The sequence below is a fragment of the Blastococcus tunisiensis genome (assembly GCF_900112815.1).
Lineage (GTDB): Bacteria > Actinomycetota > Actinomycetes > Mycobacteriales > Geodermatophilaceae > Blastococcus_B > Blastococcus_B tunisiensis.
The window spans coordinates 110936-131586 of the sequence record NZ_FOND01000015.1 but is presented as its reverse complement, the minus strand read 5'-3'; the positions used below and the strand labels follow the sequence as shown (position 1 = coordinate 131586).

General features: G+C 71.6%; 22 protein-coding genes. 9 read left to right on the top strand and 13 right to left on the bottom strand.

Annotated elements, in window-relative coordinates; all coding sequences use genetic code 11:
• Position 1: 1 nt before the first annotated feature.
• The 3 genes from BM142_RS18090 to rfbB form a co-directional block, all read right to left on the bottom strand.
• Entirely contained in the window at positions 2-820 is an 819-nt protein-coding gene (locus tag BM142_RS18090; RefSeq protein WP_092201805.1) for a sugar phosphate nucleotidyltransferase, read from the bottom strand.
• 133 nt (positions 821-953) lie between these two features.
• Positions 954-1796 carry an SDR family oxidoreductase gene (locus tag BM142_RS18085; protein ID WP_217640779.1) on the bottom strand — a complete coding sequence of 281 codons (843 nt, stop codon included), beginning with the start codon at positions 1794-1796 and terminating at the stop codon, positions 954-956.
• Complete coding sequence (rfbB, locus tag BM142_RS18080; protein ID WP_092201803.1) at positions 1793-2788, bottom strand: dTDP-glucose 4,6-dehydratase; 996 nt, start codon at positions 2786-2788, stop codon at positions 1793-1795. The genes BM142_RS18085 and rfbB overlap by 4 nt, the downstream gene beginning before the upstream one ends.
• 115 nt (positions 2789-2903) lie before the next feature.
• On the opposite strand from rfbB, the gene cysC reads away from it, so the two are divergent.
• Entirely contained in the window at positions 2904-3932 is a 1029-nt protein-coding gene (cysC, locus tag BM142_RS18075) for an adenylyl-sulfate kinase (RefSeq protein WP_217640778.1), read from the top strand.
• 84 nt (positions 3933-4016) lie between these two features.
• A complete protein-coding gene (locus BM142_RS18070; RefSeq protein WP_092201799.1) occupies positions 4017-4199 on the top strand; it encodes a hypothetical protein in 183 nt (60 codons plus the stop codon).
• 119 nt (positions 4200-4318) lie between these two features.
• Here BM142_RS18070 and BM142_RS18065 read toward each other — a convergent pair whose 3' ends face one another.
• A complete protein-coding gene (locus BM142_RS18065; protein ID WP_092201854.1) occupies positions 4319-5110 on the bottom strand; it encodes a 3'(2'),5'-bisphosphate nucleotidase CysQ in 792 nt (263 codons plus the stop codon).
• 23 nt (positions 5111-5133) lie between these two features.
• Complete coding sequence (locus BM142_RS18060; RefSeq protein ID WP_092201797.1) at positions 5134-6453, bottom strand: UDP-glucose dehydrogenase family protein; 1320 nt, start codon at positions 6451-6453, stop codon at positions 5134-5136.
• Between the two features lie 282 nt (positions 6454-6735).
• Between BM142_RS18060 and BM142_RS24670 the strand changes: the two genes are divergently transcribed.
• The 3 genes from BM142_RS24670 to BM142_RS18055 all read left to right on the top strand — a co-directional run bounded on the left by BM142_RS24670 (position 6736) and on the right by BM142_RS18055 (position 8388).
• On the top strand, positions 6736-6906 hold the full coding sequence (locus BM142_RS24670; RefSeq protein ID WP_175527337.1) for a hypothetical protein: 171 nt from the start codon (positions 6736-6738) through the stop codon (positions 6904-6906).
• Positions 6907-6956: 50 nt separating this feature from the next.
• Positions 6957-7118: a hypothetical protein gene (locus BM142_RS24665; RefSeq protein WP_175527328.1), complete on the top strand. Its 162-nt coding sequence runs from the start codon at positions 6957-6959 to the stop codon at positions 7116-7118.
• 109 nt (positions 7119-7227) lie between these two features.
• A complete protein-coding gene (locus tag BM142_RS18055; RefSeq protein WP_254791055.1) occupies positions 7228-8388 on the top strand; it encodes an LCP family protein in 1161 nt (386 codons plus the stop codon).
• Positions 8389-8398: 10 nt separating this feature from the next.
• Here BM142_RS18055 and BM142_RS18050 read toward each other — a convergent pair whose 3' ends face one another.
• From BM142_RS18050 to BM142_RS18030, 5 genes are all read right to left on the bottom strand, one after another.
• Positions 8399-9292 (bottom strand): hypothetical protein, encoded by an 894-nt coding sequence (locus tag BM142_RS18050; protein ID WP_139228936.1) that lies wholly within the window; start codon positions 9290-9292, stop codon positions 8399-8401.
• A gap of 183 nt (positions 9293-9475) precedes the next feature.
• Positions 9476-10606 (bottom strand): glycosyltransferase family 4 protein, encoded by a 1131-nt coding sequence (locus BM142_RS18045; protein WP_092201793.1) that lies wholly within the window; start codon positions 10604-10606, stop codon positions 9476-9478.
• Entirely contained in the window at positions 10596-11909 is a 1314-nt protein-coding gene (locus BM142_RS18040) for an O-antigen ligase family protein (RefSeq protein ID WP_217640777.1), read from the bottom strand. The genes BM142_RS18045 and BM142_RS18040 overlap by 11 nt, the downstream gene beginning before the upstream one ends.
• 112 nt (positions 11910-12021) lie before the next feature.
• Positions 12022-12792 carry a YveK family protein gene (locus BM142_RS18035; protein WP_092201789.1) on the bottom strand — a complete coding sequence of 257 codons (771 nt, stop codon included), beginning with the start codon at positions 12790-12792 and terminating at the stop codon, positions 12022-12024.
• Between the two features lie 163 nt (positions 12793-12955).
• Positions 12956-14266 (bottom strand): MATE family efflux transporter, encoded by a 1311-nt coding sequence (locus BM142_RS18030; protein WP_092201787.1) that lies wholly within the window; start codon positions 14264-14266, stop codon positions 12956-12958.
• A gap of 282 nt (positions 14267-14548) precedes the next feature.
• Here BM142_RS18030 and BM142_RS18025 point away from each other — a divergent pair, with 282 nt between their 5' ends.
• The 3 genes from BM142_RS18025 (at position 14549) to BM142_RS18015 (ending at position 17484) form a co-directional block, all read left to right on the top strand.
• On the top strand, positions 14549-15889 hold the full coding sequence (locus BM142_RS18025) for an alkaline phosphatase family protein (RefSeq protein ID WP_092201785.1): 1341 nt from the start codon (positions 14549-14551) through the stop codon (positions 15887-15889).
• Positions 15886-16668, top strand: coding sequence for a WecB/TagA/CpsF family glycosyltransferase (locus BM142_RS18020; RefSeq protein ID WP_139228933.1), 783 nt, complete (start codon positions 15886-15888; stop codon positions 16666-16668). Before BM142_RS18025 ends, BM142_RS18020 begins: the two co-directional genes overlap by 4 nt.
• A gap of 255 nt (positions 16669-16923) precedes the next feature.
• Positions 16924-17484: a metal-dependent hydrolase gene (locus BM142_RS18015; RefSeq protein ID WP_175527336.1), complete on the top strand. Its 561-nt coding sequence runs from the start codon at positions 16924-16926 to the stop codon at positions 17482-17484.
• Here BM142_RS18015 and BM142_RS18010 read toward each other — a convergent pair.
• From BM142_RS18010 to BM142_RS18000, 3 genes are all read right to left on the bottom strand, one after another.
• Entirely contained in the window at positions 17474-17692 is a 219-nt protein-coding gene (locus tag BM142_RS18010; RefSeq protein WP_092201781.1) for a hypothetical protein, read from the bottom strand. The genes BM142_RS18015 and BM142_RS18010 overlap by 11 nt on opposite strands.
• Before the next feature lie 161 nt (positions 17693-17853).
• Positions 17854-18654: a polysaccharide deacetylase family protein gene (locus BM142_RS18005; RefSeq protein ID WP_092201779.1), complete on the bottom strand. Its 801-nt coding sequence runs from the start codon at positions 18652-18654 to the stop codon at positions 17854-17856.
• Positions 18651-19631: a glycosyltransferase family 2 protein gene (locus tag BM142_RS18000; RefSeq protein ID WP_092201778.1), complete on the bottom strand. Its 981-nt coding sequence runs from the start codon at positions 19629-19631 to the stop codon at positions 18651-18653. The genes BM142_RS18005 and BM142_RS18000 overlap by 4 nt, the downstream gene beginning before the upstream one ends.
• A 211-nt stretch (positions 19632-19842) precedes the next feature.
• Here BM142_RS18000 and BM142_RS17995 point away from each other — a divergent pair, with 211 nt between their 5' ends.
• On the top strand, positions 19843-20640 hold the full coding sequence (locus BM142_RS17995) for a glycoside hydrolase family 16 protein (protein WP_139228932.1): 798 nt from the start codon (positions 19843-19845) through the stop codon (positions 20638-20640).
• Positions 20641-20651: the final 11 nt, after the last annotated feature.

Below are 20651 nucleotides of genomic sequence, written 5' to 3'. Positions count from 1 at the left end.
GTCAGTCCTCCCAGACCTTCCAGTCGGCCCGTCCGTCGTCCCACATGCTGTTGAGCTCCTTCCAGTCGCGGAAGGTGTCCATGCCCATCCAGAAGCCCTCGTGCCGGTACACCCCGAGCTCGCCGTCGCGGGCGAGGCGCTGCAGGGGGGCGTGCTCCAGCATCTGCTCGGTCAGGTGCGGGTCGAGGTACCGGTCGATGAACTCGCGCTCGAAGAAGAAGAAGCCGCCGTTGATGTAGCCGGTCTGCGACTGCTTCTCGTTGAACTGCGTGACGTCGTCCCCGGCGAGTGCCATCTCGCCGTACCGGCCGGCCGGGTGGACGCCGGTCAGCGTGCCGAGCTTCTCGGAGGCGACGTGGGCCTTGAGTGCCGCCGGGATGTCGACCGCCCCGATGCCGTCACCGTAGGTGAGGGCGAACCGCGGGGCGTCCAGGTACTGCGCGACCCGGGCGATCCGGGCGCCGGTGGCGGTGGTCAGACCGGTTTCGGCGAAGGTGATCTCCCAGTCCTCGTCCTCGACCGCGGTGTGGTACTGCAGCTCGTGGTCCCCCCGCAGCCGCAGGGTGAAGTCGTTCCAGCGGGCCCGGTGGTCGAGGAAGTAGTCCTTGATCATGTCGCCCTTGTAGCCGAGGCACAGGACGAACCGGCGGAACCCGAAGTGGCTGTAGGTCTTCATGATGTGCCACAGGATGGGACGGCCGCCGATGTCCACGAGCGGCTTCGGCAACTGCTCGCTGGCTTCGCGCAGCCGGGTGCCCATCCCGCCGCACAGGATGACGACGGGGGTGTCCGCCGGGGCGAGATCGGGACGGCCGGCCATGGATCCTCCTGCTCGTGTGCCTGGATGTTCTCTCGCGGCAGCGTAGAGGGCCGGGTGTGCACGGGGGAACCGATCGGCCCGGCCGTCCCCCGTCCGGGGCCTCCGCCTCCGCGGTCGGGTCAGGCTGGTCGGGTCAGAGCGTCGCCAGGTACTCGGTCAGCGCGGTGCGCCAGTCCCGGGGCCGAAAGCCGGCGGCGGTGATCTTCGTCAGGTCCAGCACGCTGTTCAGCGGCCGGGTCGCCGCCTGCGGCTTGTCGGCGAAGTACTCGGCGGTGCTGGTCCGCCCGACGTCGGACGCCGAGCGGCCGCGCGCCTCGAAGACGGCCGCGGCCACGTCCGCCCAGGACGCCGGCTCGCCGGAGTTCGTCAGGTTGTAGGTGCCGAACGGCGCCTGGGTGCGCAGCAGGTGCGCGATGCCGGCGGCCAGGTCCTCGGTGAAGGTGGGCCGGCCGATCTGGTCGTCGACCACCGTGGGCGAGACGCCGCGGTCGGCCAGGCCGGCCATGGTGCGCACGAAGTTGCCGCCCTCGCCGACGACCCACGTCGTCCGGACCAGGTAGTGCTTGGTGACGTAACCCGCCTGGACGTCGCCGTCGGCCTTGCTCTGCCCGTAGACCGACAGCGGGTTGGCCGGCCAGTCCTCCGGGTGCGGCCCCTCGTGCGCGCCGTCGAAGACGTACTCGCTGGAGACGTGCACCAGCGTGGCGCCGCAGGTGCGCACCGCCCGGGCCAGGTAGCCGACGGCGTCGACGTTGGCGGCCCGGACGGCGTCGAGGTTGGCCGGGTCCTCGGCGGCGTCGACGGCGGTCCAGGCGGCGGCGTTGAGGACGACGTCGACGTCGCCCCAGCGGTAGTCGCGCACCGCCGCGGGGTCGGTGACGTCGAGCGCCTTGCGGTCGAGCGCAACGGCGTCGGGGAACTGCCGCTGCAGCGCCCGGCCGAGCTGTCCGCCGGCGCCGAGGATGAGGGTGGTCACTGGCCCTGGGCCGCGTACTTGGCCTCGACCTGCTGCTTGAGCGGGCCCCACCACGACTCGTTGTCGCGGTACCAGTCGACGGTGGCGGCCAGCCCGTCGCGGAAGTCGGTGAACCGCGGCGTCCAGCCCAGCTCGTCGCGCAGCTTGCCGGCGTCGATGGCGTAGCGCAGGTCGTGCCCGGCGCGGTCGGTCACCTGGTCGTAGGCGTCGCCGGGCTGGCCGAGCAGCTCCAGGATCAGCGAGAGCACCTCGCGGTTGTTCTTCTCGCCGTCGGCGCCGATCAGGTACGTCTCCCCCGACCGGCCCTTGTCCAGGATGGCGTGCACCGCGGAGTTGTGGTCGTCGACGTGGATCCAGTCGCGGACGTTCTCCCCCGCCCCGTACAGCTTGGGGCGCAGGCCGGCGAGCACGTTGGTGATCTGCCGCGGGATGAACTTCTCGATGTGCTGGTAGGGCCCGTAGTTGTTCGAGCAGTTGGAGATCGTCGCGTGGATGCCGAAGGAGCGCACCCATGCCCGCACCAGCAGGTCCGAACCGGCCTTGGTGGAGGAGTAGGGGCTCGACGGGTTGTACGGCGTCTGGTCGGTGAACTTCTTCGGGTCGTCGAGCTCGAGGTCGCCGTAGACCTCGTCGGTGGAGATGTGGTGCAGCCGGACGCCGTGCTTCCGCACCGCCTCGAGGATCGTGTACGTCCCGATGATGTTGGTGGTCAGGAACGGCGACGGGTCGCGCAGCGAGTTGTCGTTGTGGCTCTCCGCGGCGAAGTGGACGACGACGTCGCTGCGGGAGACCAGCTCGTCGACGACGGCGGCGTCGGCCACCGAGCCGTGCACGAACTCGATCCGGTCGCGCACCGGCGCCAGTGACGCCTCGTTGCCCGCGTAGGTGAGGGCGTCGAGCACGGTGATCGAGTGCTCGGGGTGCTCGCGCAGCGTGTAGTGCACGAAGTTGGCGCCGATGAAGCCGGCTCCCCCGGTGACGAGCAGACGCACGGGTGCTCCCTGGTTGTTCGGTCAGGCGACGGGGTCGAGTCTGCCCCATGTCGACGTCGGCGGTCGTCAGCCGGTGTCCGTGCCCGGCCGGGAGGGCGCCCGGCAGGATGGCGGCATGTCCTCGCCCCGCATCCGGCTCAGCGACGCCCAGGTGGCCGCGGTCGCCCGCTACGGGTTCGGCCTCGGTGGCCTCCCGGAGCTGCCGCCGGCCGCGGAGTACGAGGACGCCCAGGGCGTGCTGGTGGCCACCTCCGACGGGGAGAGCCTCGGCGTGGTGGAGGTGCCCCGCTGGGAGGCGCCGGCCGACGTCGCGGCCGACCTGCACGACCGCGGCTGGGGCTCGCCGGCCGCCTGGGTGGGGGCGCCGCCGGACGACCCGTCCGGGCTGCCCGGGCAGCTGCTCGTCCTGCTGCCCGCGGCGGGGTTCTCCCCCGATGCGGCGGCGCTCGCGGCCTGGGCCGGCGCGTGGCGGGCCGTGCGCACCGGCGGGCGCGACGTCGTGGTCGTCCCGGTGCCGCTGTCACCGGAGGCGCCGGAGGTCGCCGCCGCCGACCTGGCCGCCGCCTACGGCGCGAGCCTCGCCGGCGAGCGGCTCGAGCACGCCGCGCACCGGACCGGCGGGCGGGTGCTGCTGTTCACCGGCCTGTCCGGCGCCGGGAAGTCGACCATCGCCGCCCGCGTGGTGGAGCTGCTGGTGGAGGACGGCCGGACGGTGACGCTGCTGGACGGCGACGAGGTGCGGCACCACCTCTCGGCCGGGCTGGGCTTCTCCCGCGCCGACCGCGACACCAACGTGCTGCGGATCGGCTGGGTGGCCGCGCAGATCGCCAAGCACGGCGGGATCGCGGTGTGCGCGCCGATCGCGCCGTACGCCGAGGTGCGCGCCGCCGTGCGCCGGGAGGTGGAGGCGCAGGCCGGGCCGGGCAGCTTCGTGCTGGTGCACGTGGCCACCTCGCTGGCCGACTGCGAGGCCCGCGACCGCAAGGGCCTCTACGCGAAGGCACGCCGCGGGGAGATCCCGTCGTTCACCGGGATCAGCGACCCCTACGAGGTGCCCACCGACGCCGAGGTCACCGTCGAGACCGCCGGCCGCGGCGTCGACGAGTGCGCCCGCCAGGTGCTGGACGGCGTGCTGCGCCCCTGAGCGAGACGCGCGCAACTCCCTTGCGGACGCCGGATCCGCGGGGGACCGTGCAGGTGCACGGGGTGGAGGATCGAGGGCGATCCGATGGCGTGGTGGGGCTGGCTGCTCGTGGCCTGGGCAGGAACGGCGTGCGTCGTCGCGCTGTGGCTGGGCTCTGCGCTGCGCCTGGCCGAGCGGCGCGACTGGTTCCGCCGCGGGGGCGCCGAGCGCCGGCGGCGCCCCCGGCACCCGGGCGGGAGCGGCACCCTCTCCTCATCCCTCCGGTAGCCGCCACCCCGGGACGTGTCTGCGGGGCGCCGGACGTTCCCGCGGGAGCGTCGTCAAGCCGTGAGTCTTGACCGCGTTCCCGCGGGAACGCCTCGGCCGAAGCTCGTCGTCCTGGTGGGTCAGCCGTGGGTTCCGCCGTGGCTGGGCCGGGACGGCGCTGCCGCGCGGGGCAGTTCGGCGAGGGCGGCCAGCAGCCGATCGGCGAGTTCCGGGCGGCAGATGAGCAGGTCGGGCAGCCATGGGTCGGGCTGGTTGTAGCGCAGCGGCGTGCCGTCGAGCCGGCTGGTGTGCAGCCCCGCGGCCCGGGCGACGGCGACCGGCGCGGCGGAGTCCCACTCGTACTGGCCGCCGCCGTGCACGTAGGCGTCGGCCTGCCCGCGCACGACCGCCATGGCCTTCACGCCGGCCGAGCCCATCGGCACCAGCTCACCACCGAGGGCCGCGGCCAGGTCCTGCACCAGGGCCGGGGGGCGGCTGCGGCTGACCGCGAGCCGCACCGGCCCGTCGGCGCGCTCCGGGACGGCCGGGGGCTCGCCCGTGGTCAGGGTGAGCCCCTCCGCCGGGATCGCGACCGCACCGGCGGTCAGCTCGCCGCGTTCCCAGAGGGCCACGTGCACCGCCCAGTCGCTGCGGCCGGGCTCGGCGAACTCGCGGGTGCCGTCGAGCGGGTCGACGATCCACACCCTGTCGGCGCCCAGCCGGACGGCGTCGTCGGCCGCCTCCTCGGAGAGGACGGCGTCGCCGGGGCGCAGCTCCCCCAGCCGGCCGGCGAGGAAGCGCTGCGCCTCGGCGTCGCCGGCGGCCTGGCGCGCGGCCGCATCGGCGAAAGGCCGGCCGCGCACCTGCAGCAGGAGCGCACCGGCGGAGGCCGCCAGCTCGCGGGCGAGGTCGGAGTCACTGCGGGGCGGCATGCGTCGAGGATCCCCGACGCCGCTCAGCCGGCGCGGCGGCCCAGTGCCCGGTAGGTCCAGCCGGCCGCCGTCCACGCCTCCCGGTCGAGGGCGTTGCGGCCGTCCAGCACGCGCTTCTGCTTGACGAGCGTGCCGAAGGCGACCGGGTCGAGCTCCCGGTACTGCTTCCACTCCGTCAGCACGAGGACGGCGTCGGCACGGTCCGCCGCCTGTTCCGCCGTGTCCACCACGTCGAGCTGAGGCCAGCTGCGGCGGATGTTGTCCCCGGCGGCGGGGTCGGTCACCTGCACGACGGCGCCCTGCAGCTGCAGCTGGGCGGCGACGTTGAGCGCAGGGGAGTCGCGGATGTCGTCGCTGTCGGGCTTGAACGCCGCCCCCAGGACTGCGACCCGCTTGCCCAGCAGGGAGCCGTCGCAGACCTCGCGGGCCAGCTCGACCATGCGGATGCGGCGTCGCATGTTGATGTTGTCGACCTCGCGCAGGAACGTCAGAGCCTGGTCAGCACCCAGCTCGCCGGCGCGGGCCATGAAGGCGCGGATGTCCTTGGGCAGGCAGCCCCCGCCGAAGCCGAGGCCGGCATTGAGGAACTTGCGGCCGATCCGGTCGTCGTAGCCGATGGCGTCGGCCAGCAGCTTCACGTCGGCGCCGGTGGCCTCGCACAGCTCGGCCATGGCGTTGATGAAGGAGATCTTGGTGGCCAGGAACGAGTTCGCCGCCGTCTTCACCATCTCCGCGGTGGCGTAGTCGCTCTCCACCTTGGGGGTGCCGCGCTCGACGATGGGCGCGTACACCTCGTCCAGCAGCGCGCGGGCGGTGTCGCCGTCGGCGCCGGCGGGCAGGCCGTAGACCAGCCGGTCGGGATGCAGCGTGTCCTGGACGGCGAACCCTTCGCGCAGGAACTCGGGGTTCCAGGCGAGCAGAGCGCCGGGGACCTTGGCCTCGATCAGGTCGGCCAGGCCGGCCGCCGTGCCCACCGGCACGGTGGACTTGCCGACCACCAGCTCACCGGCGGACAGGACACCGAGCAGCGACTCGACCGCGCCCTGGACGTAGCGCATGTCGGCGGCGTACTCGCCGCGCTTCTGCGGGGTGCCGACGCAGACGAAGTGCACCGCAGCGCCGGCGGCATCGGCGAAGTCGGTGGAGAACCGGAGCCGGCCGGTCGCCAGGGTGCGGGCGAGCAGCTCCTCGAAACCGGGCTCGAAGAACGGCGCCTTTGCCTGCGACAGCGCCTCGATCTTGGGCTGGTCGACGTCGATGCCGACGACGTCGTGCCCCAGTTCCGCCATCGAGGCGGCGTGCACGGCCCCGAGGTAGCCGCAGCCGATGACCGAGATTCTCATGCGTTCCTGCCCCGTCCGACGTCAGACAGCGGGACTGCACTTCCCGACCGCGCCCGCTGGTCGCCCCGGACGCTAGATCCTCACCCGCACCCGATGCCAGTCCGGAACGGGCCGGACAACCCGTTCGGGCCGGGACGCACCAGCCTCGTCGTCCCCGTGGTTCACAGGAGACACACGATCCGGGCCCTGCGAGGCCCGGATGACCAAAGCAGGTCCGGGCTTCAGCATGTTGTGCCCGCGTCGGATCGAGGAGTAGATCGGCCGTCAACCTAGGAATGACACATGAGCTGGATGCTGATCCTCCTGAGCGCCTGGGTGGCCACCGCCGTGCCGCTGGCGCTGCTGATCGGGCGGACCATCCGCCTGGCCGACCGGCGGGCGGCGGCGGCCCCGGCAGCCCTCCCGGACTTCGTACCGGAGGCGTGGACGACGTCGGCGGCCGGCTACCGCTAGACGATCCGCCCTCCGGGCGGCATCCTCTCCTCCTGGAAGGAGCGCCTGTGATGACCGCTCGACGTCAGCTGCCGCCCGTGCGATTGCTGCGCGCTGCCGTGGCGACGGCCGGCACATCGCACGTGCACTGGTTCCGCTGGGCCGGCGAGGAGCCCTACGGCAACGGCTCGCTCTACCGGTGCCGCTGCGGGGAGTTCCGCCCCGGCCTCTGACCGGCCGGCCGGCCGCCAGGATCCCGCCTCGCTCGCAGGAGTGAAGCGGCGGCTGGCGCAGCGCCGATCCCCGTACCCTCGGTGCCGTCGTCAAGCGGACGGGGGTCCCATGAGCGCCGACGAGCCGAGTGGTTCCGGCAGGAACGTGGACGAGCCGCACGGCGGCGACCTCTTCCGCGGCCGGACCGGGGGCAGCACGGCCGCTCCGGACGAGATCCGAAGCGACGCGAGCGCTCCCCCGGGCGTGCGCCGCCGGCCACTGCGCCGGGTGCTGATCAGCCTCGGCGTCCTCAGCCTGGTGCTGGCGCTCACCGTCGGCGGCGGCCTGTGGTTCCTCACCGAGCGGTACGCCGGCAACATCGACCGGGTCGCCGACGTGTTCGACGGCCTGGACGAGGAGGCGCGTCCCGCGCCGGCCACGCCCGAGGTGCCGGCCGGCGAGGAGCCCGCTGCCGAGGAGCCGGTGACCTTCCTGCTGGTCGGTTCCGACACCCGCGCCGAGCTCGAGCCCGGGGAGACCCCCGACGGCCGGTCGGACGCGATCATGCTGGCCCGCTTCTCGGCCGACCGGGAGCACGCGCAGCTCATCTCCATCCCCCGCGACTCCTGGGTGGACATCCCCGGCCGCGGGATGAACAAGATCAATGCCGCCTACGCGTTCGGTGGGCCGTCCCTGCTGATCCAGACCGTCGAGCAGCTCACCCAGGTGCGCATCGACCACTACGTGGCCATCGACTTCGACGGGCTGATCCAGGTGACCGACGACCTGGGCGGGGTGGACGTGGTCGTCGCGGAGACGACCAGCAACGGGCCGTACACCTTCCCGGCCGGCGTGAACCACCTCGACGGCGACCAGGCCCGCTGGTATCTCGGGCAGCGCTACGGGCTGCCGGGCGGCGACTTCGACCGGGTGAAGCGGCAGCAGCAGTACCTGCAGTCGATGTTCGGCAAGCTGTTCAGCTCGAACACCTTCACCGACCCCGGCCGGCTCGACGCGGCGCTGCGCGCGGTGACCAGCGCGGTGACGGTGGACGACACGCTCAGCAACACCGACCTGCTGGGGCTGGCCTACTCGCTGCGCAACCTGCGGCCGGAGAGCATCGACTTCCTCACCGCGCCCGTGCTGGGCACGGGCATGGAGGGACGGGCCAGCGTCGTGTACCTGGACAACGTGTCCGGCGACCGGATGTGGGCCTACCTGCGCAGCGACTCCCTCGGGCAGAACGCCGGGGAGTTCGAGCGCAACGCGCTGCCCGACGTCCCGCGCTGACGCAGGGACGTCAGCTGCGGGCGGAGCCTTCCGCCCGGGTGGGCAGCGCCTCGGGGAGCTCGAGGGTGTGCGCGTCGGCCGAGCGGCGCAGCGCCCAGGCGGCGGGGAGCACCACCCGCGGGGCGACACCGACGAGCACGGCGACGAGGAACGAGACGCCGGCCAACGCCTCCCCCGACTCCTCGAGGAAGGTGGCCGCGGCGGCCAGCTTGCTGGCGGCCCCGTAGGCGCCGGCCACGACGGAGGAGACCGCGGAGAGGCCGACCGAGGCGACGGCGTAGAGGGAGAGGACGCCGAGGACGCGGCGCCGGTCGCGGCGCTCGGTACGGCTGAGGAACCACAGCCCGCCGACCACCGCGGCGGCGGCGAGCGCGCTGACGGCCAGGGCCCCGGTGGACCCGAGCTGCACCTCCAGCGACCTGAGGGCGTCGGAGTGGACCGTGCTCCCGGCCTTGACCGCGGCGACGGTGCCGGCCACCAGGCCGACGGCGACCCACCAGGTGCGGCGGCCGGGGATGCTGCCCGCGCCGGCCACCGCGGCGAGCGCGGCCGCGGCGAACAGGGCGGCGACGAACAGGCGGGGCAGCGACCAGGGCGCGTCCATCGACAGCAGCTGCGCGGTCTGTCCGGTGGCGCCGGTCAGCCGGGTCACGTAGCCGACGGTCTCCAGGCCGAGTGCGATCGCGAACAGCGCGATGCCGACGGGCGGAACGGGGACGACGCGACGACGGACGCGCGCGGCCACCGCTTGGGGAGCCGGGGCCAGGTCGGCCGGCGAGTGGACGGCGTCGGCGGTCACGCGGGGGGCCCGCCGGTCAGCGAGCCGGATGCTCCGGCCGATCACCACGGCGGCACCGAAGCTCAGGACCAGCCACACGGCCAGGGCGGCCAGGACCCACGTCACCCACACCTGACCGTTATCGGCAGGCGGAGCGCCGAGTGTGACCACGCGGTCACACTCTCGCCCGATCGAGTGAGGCACCTGGCCGCGCCGAAGCCTGGCCTTGCCATCAACGCCTGACGGGACCCCGGTCACGGCAGTCCCACTTCCGGGTCCAGGGGGCCGGTGGCGACCAGATCGTCGGGATCAGCGGAGCCTCTCGAGAACGGCAGATGCGCTCGACTCCGGAGTCAGATGTCGCAGTGTCCTGGCGCTCTGCGCGGCCATGGCCGCACGCAGTCCGCCATCCACGATGAGGGTGCGCATCGCGCCGGCCAACTCCTTCACCGACCGGGGATCGACGACGAATCCGTTGTGACCGTGACGCACGGTCGTGTGCGCATTGCCGTCGAAGATCGAGTCGACGACCGGCAAGCCGAACTGCAGTGCCTCGAGGACACTGACGGAACGGTAGTCACCGAGAGAGGGCAGTACGAAAGCATCAGCTCTCCGGTAGTAGTGCCCGATCCTGTTGCCAGGTACGGCCCCCACGAAGGTCACGGCATCCTCCACTCCCGCACGAACCGCGTGGTCGTGCAGCGCAGCGGCATGCGGGCCGTCACCGGCGATGGTCACTCCGAACCGCAAGCCCTCGGCCCGGAGCACGGCGGTAGCGTCGAGAACTGCCTCGACGTTCTTCGGAGCGACCAGTCTGCCCACCACGAGGAATTCCGGACCCTCCGTCGTGCTGGGAGACGGTTCCGGAGGAGTGCACGACCGGCCAGGGTCCCTGGGCACGAGCAGCGGAAGGTCGACCACCGTGTCCGGCCGCGCCTTCAGCACGTCGAGAACTTCTGCCCGCGCCTCAGGGGTGTTCGCTATGACGCCCTGTGCAAGACGTACGAGAAGCCGACGGTATGCGGTCTTGAGGAACCCGGGTCGCAGCGTTGCGGCCGCAGCATGCTCCTGGAAGATGTAGACGCGGCGACCCAGCCACCGTCCTGCCACTATCGCCCACATGGAGGCGATCGAGTACTCCATACAGATGATCACGTCCGGACGGATTTTCCGGAGCAACCCGATCAGCGCAGGCGAGACCAGGTAGAACTGGAGGTTGTGTCCCGTACCGCGGCGTCGCACCGTCACCAACGTCCCGGGCAACCGCTCCATGCGGGCGCTGATGCCCGGCGGCGCCGAACCGGTGCCCACTGCCACGACCGAGGCCCCAAGACGCCCCAAGGCACCGAACAGCGGCTCCCAGTGCGCAGAGCTGTTGGTCAGGGAGGGCACGACGAACACAACAGTCGTGGCCGGCGACCCGTGCTCGCTACCGGACACTGTGCAGCTCCTGAGCAGATGCGCGTGCCTCGGACGACACAGCGGAGCGATCCTGTCCCGACGTGGGGCCGCGCCCAGCGACGTAGGTGCCGAGGGCGAGCAGCAGCCACGTGCCCGAGGGGTAACGGAGTGGTTCTGCAGTCAGGCTCAACACCACGACGGCCAGCACGACGAGGACCACGGCCCGGCCAATGAGCGCGGCTTCCCCGGATCCGTGCCGCACCAACCGCCAGGACGACAGTGTGATCGAGCCCAGCAGGAGCAAATAGCAGGTCAGGCCTGCGATGCCGTAGGTCACGAGCACGCGGAGGAAGTCGTTGTGCGGCTCCTCGGAGACCAAGCTGCCGAGGAGCGGGACATCACTCGTCACGTACGGAAAGCCGCTGCCGAGGAGCCATCCCGCGGGGCCGCCGTCGAGCCACCCGTCGACGAACGCCGTCCAGATGGGGCCCCTTCCCCGCAGGAACGTAGGGCTGGCCAGGGCGGCGTGGAAGAGCGCGGCCAACTGCGACCACAGCACCACGACCAGCAGGGCGAGGCCGCCGAGGGCGACGGCGATGAGCCGGGGGCGCCGGGAGAGCAGGAACCAGCCGACCAGGACGAGGGCACCGGCTACGAGTCCGGCCCGATGAGTTGTCAGAAGCAGCGCCGCGCCCCCGCATGCGAGGAAGGCGACGTAGGCCACCCGCCGCAACGTCCCCCGCTCCACCGCGAGCAGGTACAGGGCGCCGGGTATCGCCATCACGAGAAACAGCACCAGGTTGATGGGGTGCTCGTACAGCCCAGAGGCCCGCCCGACGTAGGCGCCCGCCTGCCACTCCTGTCGTTGGAACGACAGGAATCCGGCCGCCTGCAGGAGGGCCAGCACAACGGGCACCGCTGTCGAGGCGACGAAGAGCCGGATAAGCCGCCGCAGGTGCTCCGGGGTCGTGAAGACGATCCGCGACACGAAGACGGCAGCGAGCGCGGCCAATAGACGCAAGAGTTCGGCGATGGCGGACGTCGTCGAGCTCACCAGGCACGACACGGCCGCTACTCCGCACAACGCGAACGCGGCCGCCTCGGGCAGGTTCACCGGTCGAGGCACCTGGATCAGCGCCACTACGGCGAGGCCGATGAGCGCAAGTGCCGCGACCGTCTGCAGGTTGAGGGTCTGCCCCAGGACTTCGCCGAACGAGACGCCCCAGAACAGATCGATCAGTGGCTTGAACGCCAAGAGCCCGAGGGCGAGGACCGGAGCCACGGCGGTGATCTGCAGGTGCCCGAGACGGATGGCCATGCCGGCCGTCGCAAGGACGGTCATAGCCACCGCCGGACCGGGCTGCCCCAGACCCACGAGAAACACCACTCCGCCAGCGACCGCGACCGTGGTCGCCTGCTCGAGACGGCTCAGTGCCGCGGTCCCCGCCAATGGACTACTGATGGCCGTGGACGTCGGCCGCCACTCCGGCGCCGCTCCGCCCGCGGCGGCCCTGTGCAGCCAGGATCATCGTTCCGGCCGTGAGGAATGCGACGAGTACGGCGGCCAGAACCGCGTCGCGGAATACCAACGGCGCCGTGCGCGTCGCTTCCACGGCTTCGTTGACGACGCTGATGTTGGTCAGGGGAAGCGTCGCCTCGATGAGAAGTTCATCAGCCCGTACCGCAAGGCGGTCGACCACTTCTCCCTGCGCCGAGGCGTCACCCATGGACTCCAGTCCCTCGGTGATGGTCGACGCAGCCGCAGCTTTCGCATCGGCGTTCCGCTCGCCGACGTGGGAGATGTACGCGTTCGCGAAGCCGTTCGCGAGCGCGATGGCCTCCTCGGCACTGTCACCGGTCGCCGTGATCTGGATCGTGTAACCGAGCCCGACGGGCGACACGGAGATCTGCTCGAGCAGCTCGCGGGTGCTCGTGTCGATTCGCAATGACCGGCGCACCTCCGCCGCGACGCTGTCGCTCTGGATCTGCTCGGCGTGCGTCCACAACCGGCGTCCAGGACTGTCGACCGTCGAGTCGTCCGCCGGCAAGGGCGCGTAGGGATCGAGCACGCGGGTCTCGTCCTGCGGCTCGACAAGAAGCCTCGTCTTGGCCTCGAACGTCTCGGCCTGCCGCATGCTCACGCCGGCCGCGACCAGCGCACCCACGACCGCCGCAAGAACAATCAAGGCGAGTATTCGAAGACTTTTCGACGAACGGCGGTTCACGTATTGCCCCCGGCTTCATGACTGACGGACCCTAATTCACATGCGAGCAAGCGGACAACATTCTGGAAAACCGCACGGCAACGCTCCGCCACATTAACGGCCAACCAACCGGAGCTGGCCGCAACAGTGAGCGGCCTGACCCCTATTGGGGTCCGCGGCGCCGTCATACCGACTCGCGCATGCTCTGGGCGCCCGCCACGGGTGTCCTTTCGGCTCGGCGCGCAAGACGTCGAAGGGCGAACCAGAGCAACGATGCCTCGACCAGGGATGCCACGACCAAACCCCAGGCCACGCCCATGAGGCCGACAGTGGGCGCCAGCACCGCGGTCAGTGAGAGGCGCAGAGCGAGAACCACCACCTGCACCACGGCGAACGCACGTCCCGCCCCCGCGGCCTTGATCGCCAGCGTCGGCCCGAGGGCGACGACGGAGACGACGAACGCCAGGGCCACGGGCAGCGCGAGTCCGGCGAAGGAGGAGTACGCGGCCCCAACGAGTGCGACAAGCAGCTGCTCACTGCCGACCGCGAGCACGAGGAGGTAGACCGATGCCACAGCGGTCGCGGTCCCGGAGAGCCGGAGAGCCGGGGCGATCGCTTGATGCATGCCGTGCTCGGCGTGCCTCCGCGACGCGGACGGGAGTCCGACGAACTGGATGGAGGCGACCACGAGCTGAACTGGCCCGAGAAGCGCCATGACGAGCCGCAAACCGCCCAGGTCGGCGTCCCCGAGGACGACCACGACGAGTACGTACACGGACTGCATGCCTGCCAGATAGGCGAGCTCTGCGCATCCGAACCAGCCAACGGTATGCCTGTGGCTCGAGAGCCACGCGAGAGCAGGTCGCCCCAGGGCAGGTGTCAGGGCGAACTGTCGGAACGCCACGAATGCTCCGGCTGCGCCGCCTAGGCCCCAGGCCAGGAAGACCGTTCCTGCCGACGACGCTCCCACGGCGACGACGGCCGCGAGGCTCGTTCCCCAGATCGATACGACGATGCAACCGTTGATCACCGACCTGCGCGGCGCGCCCACGCTGTATGCGGCATTGCGGAAGAAGTCCTGCACCACCAGCACCGGGGCGAAGCCCCCCAGGAGCACCAGGACCGTGCCGGTGTTCGTCCCGAGGCCCAGCAGCAGACCCACGAGCACGAGCCCAGAGCCGATGACGCTGCCGACGAGGAGTGCGGCGCCTGCCGCACCTCGCGCGTCCCGATCCCAGACGCCAGGCGGCTTCGAGCTCGCAGCCACGACGAAGGGCTGGGAGACGAGTGCCCGCGACAGGGCCATGACGGTGATCCATGTCGCCACACCGAGGGCGTACGCGCCGTACGCGTCTGGGTGCAGGAGTCGGGCAGCCAGTACGGCTCCCAGGAAGGTGTAGCCAGACCACAGGGCCTGATCGGACACGATCCACAGGGCATCCCGTCGCAGCATCGGTTGCACCGCGGACCGGACCCTGCGCAGCAGACCCCGCACGGCGGGACACCTCCGATTCGGCGATAAGTCGAGGCCGAGTGTGGTGCACCTTGATGCAGAACCCCGGTCGTTCACGATCGATTCTCACAATGTGGCGGTCGAGAACGGGCTGCCCTCTCCGCCGCCTACTCAGATGGGGTGAGAGGTGCCCGACGAGGGAGCCACGCACATTAGCGTCACCCTGAACTCTGGTCCGCACGTCCACACTGCCGACCAGTGGAAATCGGCGGTCGGAAAGCCCACCGACAGGCCAGTGCAACTGTCGCTACAGAGGAGTCCCACGTGGCCAGCGTGATTTCGCTCGAGTTGAACGAGCTCAGTGTCGATCTCGTCGAGAAGTACGTCGACGATCTCGATCTCCGCAACTTCCGACGGTTGTTCGACGACAGCCGCCGGTACCGCACCGTGGCCGAGCAGGAGTTCGTCAACGTCGAGCCCTGGATCCAGTGGGTCACCGTGCACACCGGCCTGGACTTCTCGGAGCATGGCATCTTCCGCTTGGGCGACGCCGTCGATGCGCCCTACGAACAGGTGTGGGAACGGGTGCAGCGCGAGCTGCGTCTATCGGTCGGCGCGGTTTCGCCGATGAACGCTACGGCCCTGAAGGAGCGTCCTTCCTTCTTCGTCCCCGACCCCTGGACCGAGACGGAGGTCCACGGGTCCTGGGACCTCAGGTTGCTCCACCGCGCCGTGAAGGCCGCCGTGAACAGCAATGCAGAGGGCTCCTTCGACCTGCGCAGCCTGATCCAGCTGGCAGCCGGTGCGTCCCGGAACCTCGACTGGCGCAAGCTTCCGGACTACGTCGGGCTGGCCCGCCGCTCGCGGAACCGGAAGTGGCTGCGAGCGGGCGTCTTGGACCACCTTCTGGCGGACACCTTCCAGACGCAGTGGTTGCGACACCGTCCCGCCTACTCGAGCCTGTTCCTCAACGCGGCTGCGCACGTTCAGCACCACTACATGTACAACTCGCCGTACTACGTGGGCGGCCAGAGCAATCCCGCTTGGTACGTGGCCGCCGATATGGACCCTGTCGGGGACCTCTACCAGATCTACGATGCGATCCTGGGACAGATCTTCCGGCTGTGCGACGCCCATGACGTGCGCCTGCTGGTGACCACCGGCCTCGCGCAGGTGCCCAACCCGGAAATCGTCTTCTACTACCGGCCCCTGGACCACGCCGGCGTCCTGGATACCGTCGGCATCAGTGGTGTCACCGCGGTCGAACCTCGCATGTCCCGCGATTTCCTCGTGCGGTTCGACTCCACACAAGCGAGCGCAGAGGCAGCTCGCATTCTCCGGTCGGTGACCGCGGAGGACGGCGATGCCCTCTTCACCGCAGACGAGCGAGGCGACAGCCTTTTCGTCAAGGTGGCCTACACGCGCGAGATGGCTCCCGGGATGTCGGTTACCGTCGGCGATCGGCACATCCCGGACTTCGCGGCCTTGTTCGTCCACGTCTCCATCGAAAACGCCATCCACACGACGTACGGATCATTCTTCGATTGCGGGAAGGCCCCCCACCCAGCTCTAGAAAGCATGCCGCTGGCGTCGGTGTTCGACCACACGTTGCGAGCGGTCCGGGAAGAGTGTGCCCCTGAGGGCGTCACAACGGAGACCGCGTGACCATCGCGAACGCGCCGCAGGAGATCTCGCTCAGGAATGCCCGGCTGACGCTGATAGCCGGAGCCGGACTGGTCGATGCCGTGATCGCAGACGCAGCCGCGGCCCGCCACGGCTTCGTCTGCGTCGCGAACGTCCACCAGGTGACCCTGGCCTGGCGCGACGAGGACTTCCGCCGTGTGATGGAGCAGGCGCGCTATGTCTCCACCGACAGCCGGGTGATCGAGTTGAGCGTCGGTGCCCTCGGACATACCTACTCCACCCCCGTCACCTACGCCGTGGACCTCCTGACAGGCCTGCTCGACAGAGCCACTGAGGCTGGACTGCGGGTCGGCTTCTACGGGGGCTCGGCGTCGGTCATGCACGCGATCAAGGCCAAGGTGGCCGATGGGTGGCCGAAGCTCACCGTGACGTACGCCGAGTCGCCTCCGGTGGGGACTGCGGCAAGGCTTGCTACGGATGGGTCGGTCGAGCGCATCCGAGAGGCCGGCGTGGACGTCCTGCTCGTAGGTCTGGGGTGTCCGAAGCAGGAGGAGTGGATGCACCGAACCGCCGGCCAGCTGAACTGCATGGCCGTCGGCGTCGGTGCGGCGTTCGACTTCTTCGCGGACGAGAAGCGGATGTCCCCCGCTTGGGTGCGGCGATCGGGGCTCGACTGGGCATGGCGGCTGGTTTCCGAGCCGAGGCGGCTGTGGCGGCGGTACCTCCTGGGCAACTCGATCTACGTGCTCGGGTACCTCCCCTTGGTGGTGCGGCACCGCATGCAGCGGCGCGTCCGCTGAAGACCCGCGCAGCGGCTGAGAGATAGTCACCTCAGGCCTCTCGGCCCACTGAGCAGATTCGGGCGCACGGCAGAAGCGCGGTCCCGTAGTCCCCGTCGCCCCCGGCGTCCCGGCGATGGCGATGGCGATGGCGGCAAGGCGTGCGTTCCCGGTGGTCAGCGTGTACGTGTGGCTGGTGCCGAGGCGTGTGGGACGCGAACCGTCCGGGTCCCGCGGCGGCAGCGGGTCGGCACCGCCTCCGCAGGACGTCCGGCCGTGAGGTGGATCCAGGACCGCCGTCACGTGTGGCTGCACCCGGTGCTGCCGCTCGTGGCGCTCGCCCTCGTCGGAGCGATCGACGGCCTGCTGGCCTGGCGTGCCTGGCCGATCGTCGTGCACGGTGCGCTCGACGAGTCGGCGCATCTGCTCACGGCCCTCGTGCTCCTCGCCGCGCTGCTGCCGGCCCGCCTCCGGCACCTCCTCCCCTGGGCGCTGCTCGGCATTGTCGCCATCGACGTCGACCATCTGCCGCTGTACTTCTGGGGAGTGGGAGCGGCGGCCGGCAGCGGGCGCCCGGTCACGCATTCCCTGTTGACCATCGCCGTCCTGCTCGGCGGCGCCGCACTGCTCCGGCGCCTGCGCGCACCCCTCGCCGGCCTGGCCGTCGGCGTGGCCCTGCACCTGGTCCGCGACCTGGCCACCGGGCCGGGGGTGCCGCTGCTGTGGCCGCTCTCCGACACCGCCGTGACGGCCCCGTACGCCGGCTACCTCGGCGTGCTCGCGATCGGCACCGCTGCCGCCGTCGTCCGGCGACGGCGGGCCGCACTCAGCGCCTGAGGCCCAGCCGCGACAGCAGGGGCTGGCGGAACCGGCCGCACGAGCAGACCGCGCAGTCCTTGCCCCGCCGGTAGTGCGTGTGCGCCCGCTGCCCGTGCCCGCAGGAGCACACCTTCTCGCCGGGCTGCGGCTCGACCAGCGGCTTCGGCGCCGCGACCTCGGTGGGCTGCTGCCGGTCGGCGACCGGTTCCGATGGAGGGGTGGTCACGAGCTCGTCCTCGCCCCCAGGTCGCCGGCCATCACTTCTGAAGGAAGCCTAACCGCCCCCAGGGCAGCCGGCAGGGGACGCCGCCTGTCGGTCTCCTGAGAGACGTCGGCCCGGGATCGCGCGGATCGTCGCCGCTGGCCAGGTCGCGAACGACGGCCCGGTCAGACCCTCCCCCGCACGCGGTTGACGGCGTACCTGCCCCGCCGCACCGCCGCCCAGCCGCGCGTCAAAGCCCGGTCGACGGCGAACCGGCGGGCGATGCCCTCCCCCTGCACGGTCCGGGTGAACGCTGCCTCCCCCGTCGTCCGGCGCACCGTGAGCCGGGGCACCGCCATAAGGTCACCCCCGGGGCCGGGCAGCCGGTTGCCGACGGCGGCGGCGAACCGGTAGCCGCCGTCGGCCACCGCCGCCCGCACCCGCGCGCTCGAGTAGCCGAACGGATAGGCCAGGCTCTCCACGGGCTGCCCCAACTCGCCCTCGAGCAGCAGCTTGCTGCGCCGCAGCTCCTCCTCCAGCGCCGGAGCGGCGATCTGGTCGAGCTGGGCGTGGCTGTGGCTGTGCGCGCCGATCTCGATGCCCGCCCCGGCGAGGTCGCGCACCTGGGCCCACGACAGCATCCGGTCCAGCGGCCGGCCGGCGGCGTCGGACCCGGCATCGTCGAGCCAGCCCGTGGTGACGAACACCGTGGCGGTGAACCCGTGCGCCTCCAGCAGCGGCAGCGCGTACTCGTGGAAGTCCGCGTAGCCGTCGTCGAAGGTCAGCACCACCGACCGCTCGGGCAGCGGCCGGCCCGACCGCAGCGCGTCGCCCAGCTCCGCGAAGGTGGGCGTCGTGCAGCCCTGCCGGCGCAGCACCGCCAGCTGCCCGGCGAACGCGTCGGGGTGCACCGACAGCCGCCGGGTGGCGGCCGGAGGCTGCGGGCTCACCGAGTGGTACATCAGCACCGGCACGGCCGGCGTCATGCGGGCAGGCGCTCCGCCGTCCGGCCGGCGCCGCGGGTCTGCACCCGGCCCACCGCGTACCCCCAGGTCGCGGCCGACAGCCCCACCAGGATCGCGCCGGTCCGTGCCAGCGCCGCGGGCTTGCCGTGCACGGCCTCGGAGACCCCTCGCACCACACCCCGCCGCAGGGTCACCGCGGTGTACGCCCGCTCCGCGGCGAGCCCGTCCCCCACGCCGACGCTGCGGGTGACCAGCGCCTTCGACAGCCCCTCGGCGTAGCAGCGGGACCGGAAGTAGGCGAACCGCTCCCGGGCCGCCGGCGCCCGGTGCCAGATCACCGCCCCCGGCTCGTAGAGGAACACCGCCCCGGGCAGCTGCTGGGTCACCCGGATGCAGAACTCCGTCTCCTCGCCGCCCAACGGGCGGGTGCTCGCCGTGGTGCGCCCCAGACCGGTCGGGAAGCCCCCGACGACGTCGAAGACCTCCCGCCGGAAGGAGGCGTTGCCGCCCAGCAGGTTGCGGACCTCCCCCGGCTCCCGGCCGACGAAGGTGCAGCCCACCACCCAGTCGAACTCCTCGGGGAACCAGCGCGGCCGGCCGGTCTCCCACAGCGGCAGGGTCATCCCGCCGACACCGACGACGTCCGGCCGGCCGTAACCGGCCGCCATGCCCCCGAGCCAGTCCGGCTCGGCCACCGCGTCGTCGTCCAGGAACGCCACGACGTCGCCCGCGGCCAGGGCGACGCCGGTGTTCTTCCCGCCGGAAAGGCCGCGCTCCCCGCCGTTCTCGACCACCCGCACGTCCGTCAGCTCGGCCCGCAGGCGTGCGAGCAGCGCGGGGTTGTGGTCCACCACGAGGATCGTCTCCAGCGCTGGACGGCGCTGCGCCCGCACCGAACCGACGGCGGCGAGCACGTCGTCCCAGCGCTGCTCGGTGTAGGCGCAGATGACGACGGAGATCGTCAGCGTCGCCGGATCGAGTGGCGCGAGCGCGTCCATCCGGCCCGCCGTCCCTGGGTCCTCTCCCGGCACCGCGTCCCCCGCCTCGTCCCGGTGGCGCCCGGCACCGCCGACCGTCTCGGCTGCCCCACCTGAGCCGACAGCTTGGGCCGCCGGTTCCGGGGGGTCAATCCCGTCGCGCGCGAGCAGCCGGTATCCGTGCGGCCGGCGCGTAGCGTGGTTGGCCGACCGCCCGCCACGAGGAGCCGCGATGCGCCGCACCGCCTGGGCCCTCGCCTGCATCGGCCCCCTCCTGCTCGCCGGGTGCACCGCGGCCGACCCGCCGAGCACGGTCCGCCCCCCGGGACCAGCCTCGCCCCCGCCGGCGGGCTACGTGGAGGAGTTCGACACCCCGGTCCCGCTCGGGCAGTGGCCGGCCGACGGCTCGGCGCCGGCGGCGTACCCGGACTACCTGACCTACCGCGACGGGACCAGCGGGAAGTACTTCCCCTCCGAGGTGCTCAGCGTGCGGAACGGGGTGCTCGACTGGTGGTGCCACGACAGCCAGGCCGCGGCCGTGCTGCCCTTCGGCTACGAGGGCTTCCAGTTCGGCACCTACACCGTGCGCATGCGCACCGACCGGTTCCCCGGCTACCACATCGCCTTCCTGCTGTGGCCCAACGACGACCAGTGGACCCACGAGCTGGACGGGCCGGAGGGGGAGACGACGGCGACGCACCCCTACCCCGCGGTGCTCCAGACGACGGACCCGGCCATCACCTTCGCCCCGGCCCGGACGTCCCGCGTGCCGTACTCCTGGAACGACGCGGAGTTCCACGACTACACGTGGCAGTGGGGCCCGGAGTTCGTCGCGTTCTTCCAGGACGGCGTGGAGGTGACGCGGGTGACCACCAACGTGCCCCAGGAACCGATGCACCCGGTGCTCCAGGTCGAGTTCTCCAACACCCTGCAGGACCCGGAGAAGCCCGACCCGGCCTTCTCCGGGCACGTCTACGTCGACCGGGTCTCCTACGACCCGAGCTACACGGTGCCCGTCCCGGCGCCGTAGCGGCCGACGGC

Coding starts and splice junctions, on each gene's coding strand:
- BM142_RS18090 (WP_092201805.1), bottom strand. CDS start 820: ATGGCCGGCCGTCCCGATCTCGCCCCGGCGGACACCCCCGTCGTCATC.
- cysC (WP_217640778.1), top strand. CDS start 2,904: ATGTCCTCGCCCCGCATCCGGCTCAGCGACGCCCAGGTGGCCGCGGTC.
- BM142_RS18070 (WP_092201799.1), top strand. CDS start 4,017: ATGGCGTGGTGGGGCTGGCTGCTCGTGGCCTGGGCAGGAACGGCGTGC.
- BM142_RS18065 (WP_092201854.1), bottom strand. CDS start 5,110: ATGCCGCCCCGCAGTGACTCCGACCTCGCCCGCGAGCTGGCGGCCTCC.
- BM142_RS18060 (WP_092201797.1), bottom strand. CDS start 6,453: ATGAGAATCTCGGTCATCGGCTGCGGCTACCTCGGGGCCGTGCACGCC.
- BM142_RS24670 (WP_175527337.1), top strand. CDS start 6,736: ATGAGCTGGATGCTGATCCTCCTGAGCGCCTGGGTGGCCACCGCCGTG.
- BM142_RS24665 (WP_175527328.1), top strand. CDS start 6,957: ATGACCGCTCGACGTCAGCTGCCGCCCGTGCGATTGCTGCGCGCTGCC.
- BM142_RS18055 (WP_254791055.1), top strand. CDS start 7,228: ATGAGCGCCGACGAGCCGAGTGGTTCCGGCAGGAACGTGGACGAGCCG.
- BM142_RS18040 (WP_217640777.1), bottom strand. CDS start 11,909: ATGACCGTCCTTGCGACGGCCGGCATGGCCATCCGTCTCGGGCACCTG.
- BM142_RS18005 (WP_092201779.1), bottom strand. CDS start 18,654: ATGACGCCGGCCGTGCCGGTGCTGATGTACCACTCGGTGAGCCCGCAG.
- BM142_RS18000 (WP_092201778.1), bottom strand. CDS start 19,631: ATGGACGCGCTCGCGCCACTCGATCCGGCGACGCTGACGATCTCCGTC.
- BM142_RS17995 (WP_139228932.1), top strand. CDS start 19,843: ATGCGCCGCACCGCCTGGGCCCTCGCCTGCATCGGCCCCCTCCTGCTC.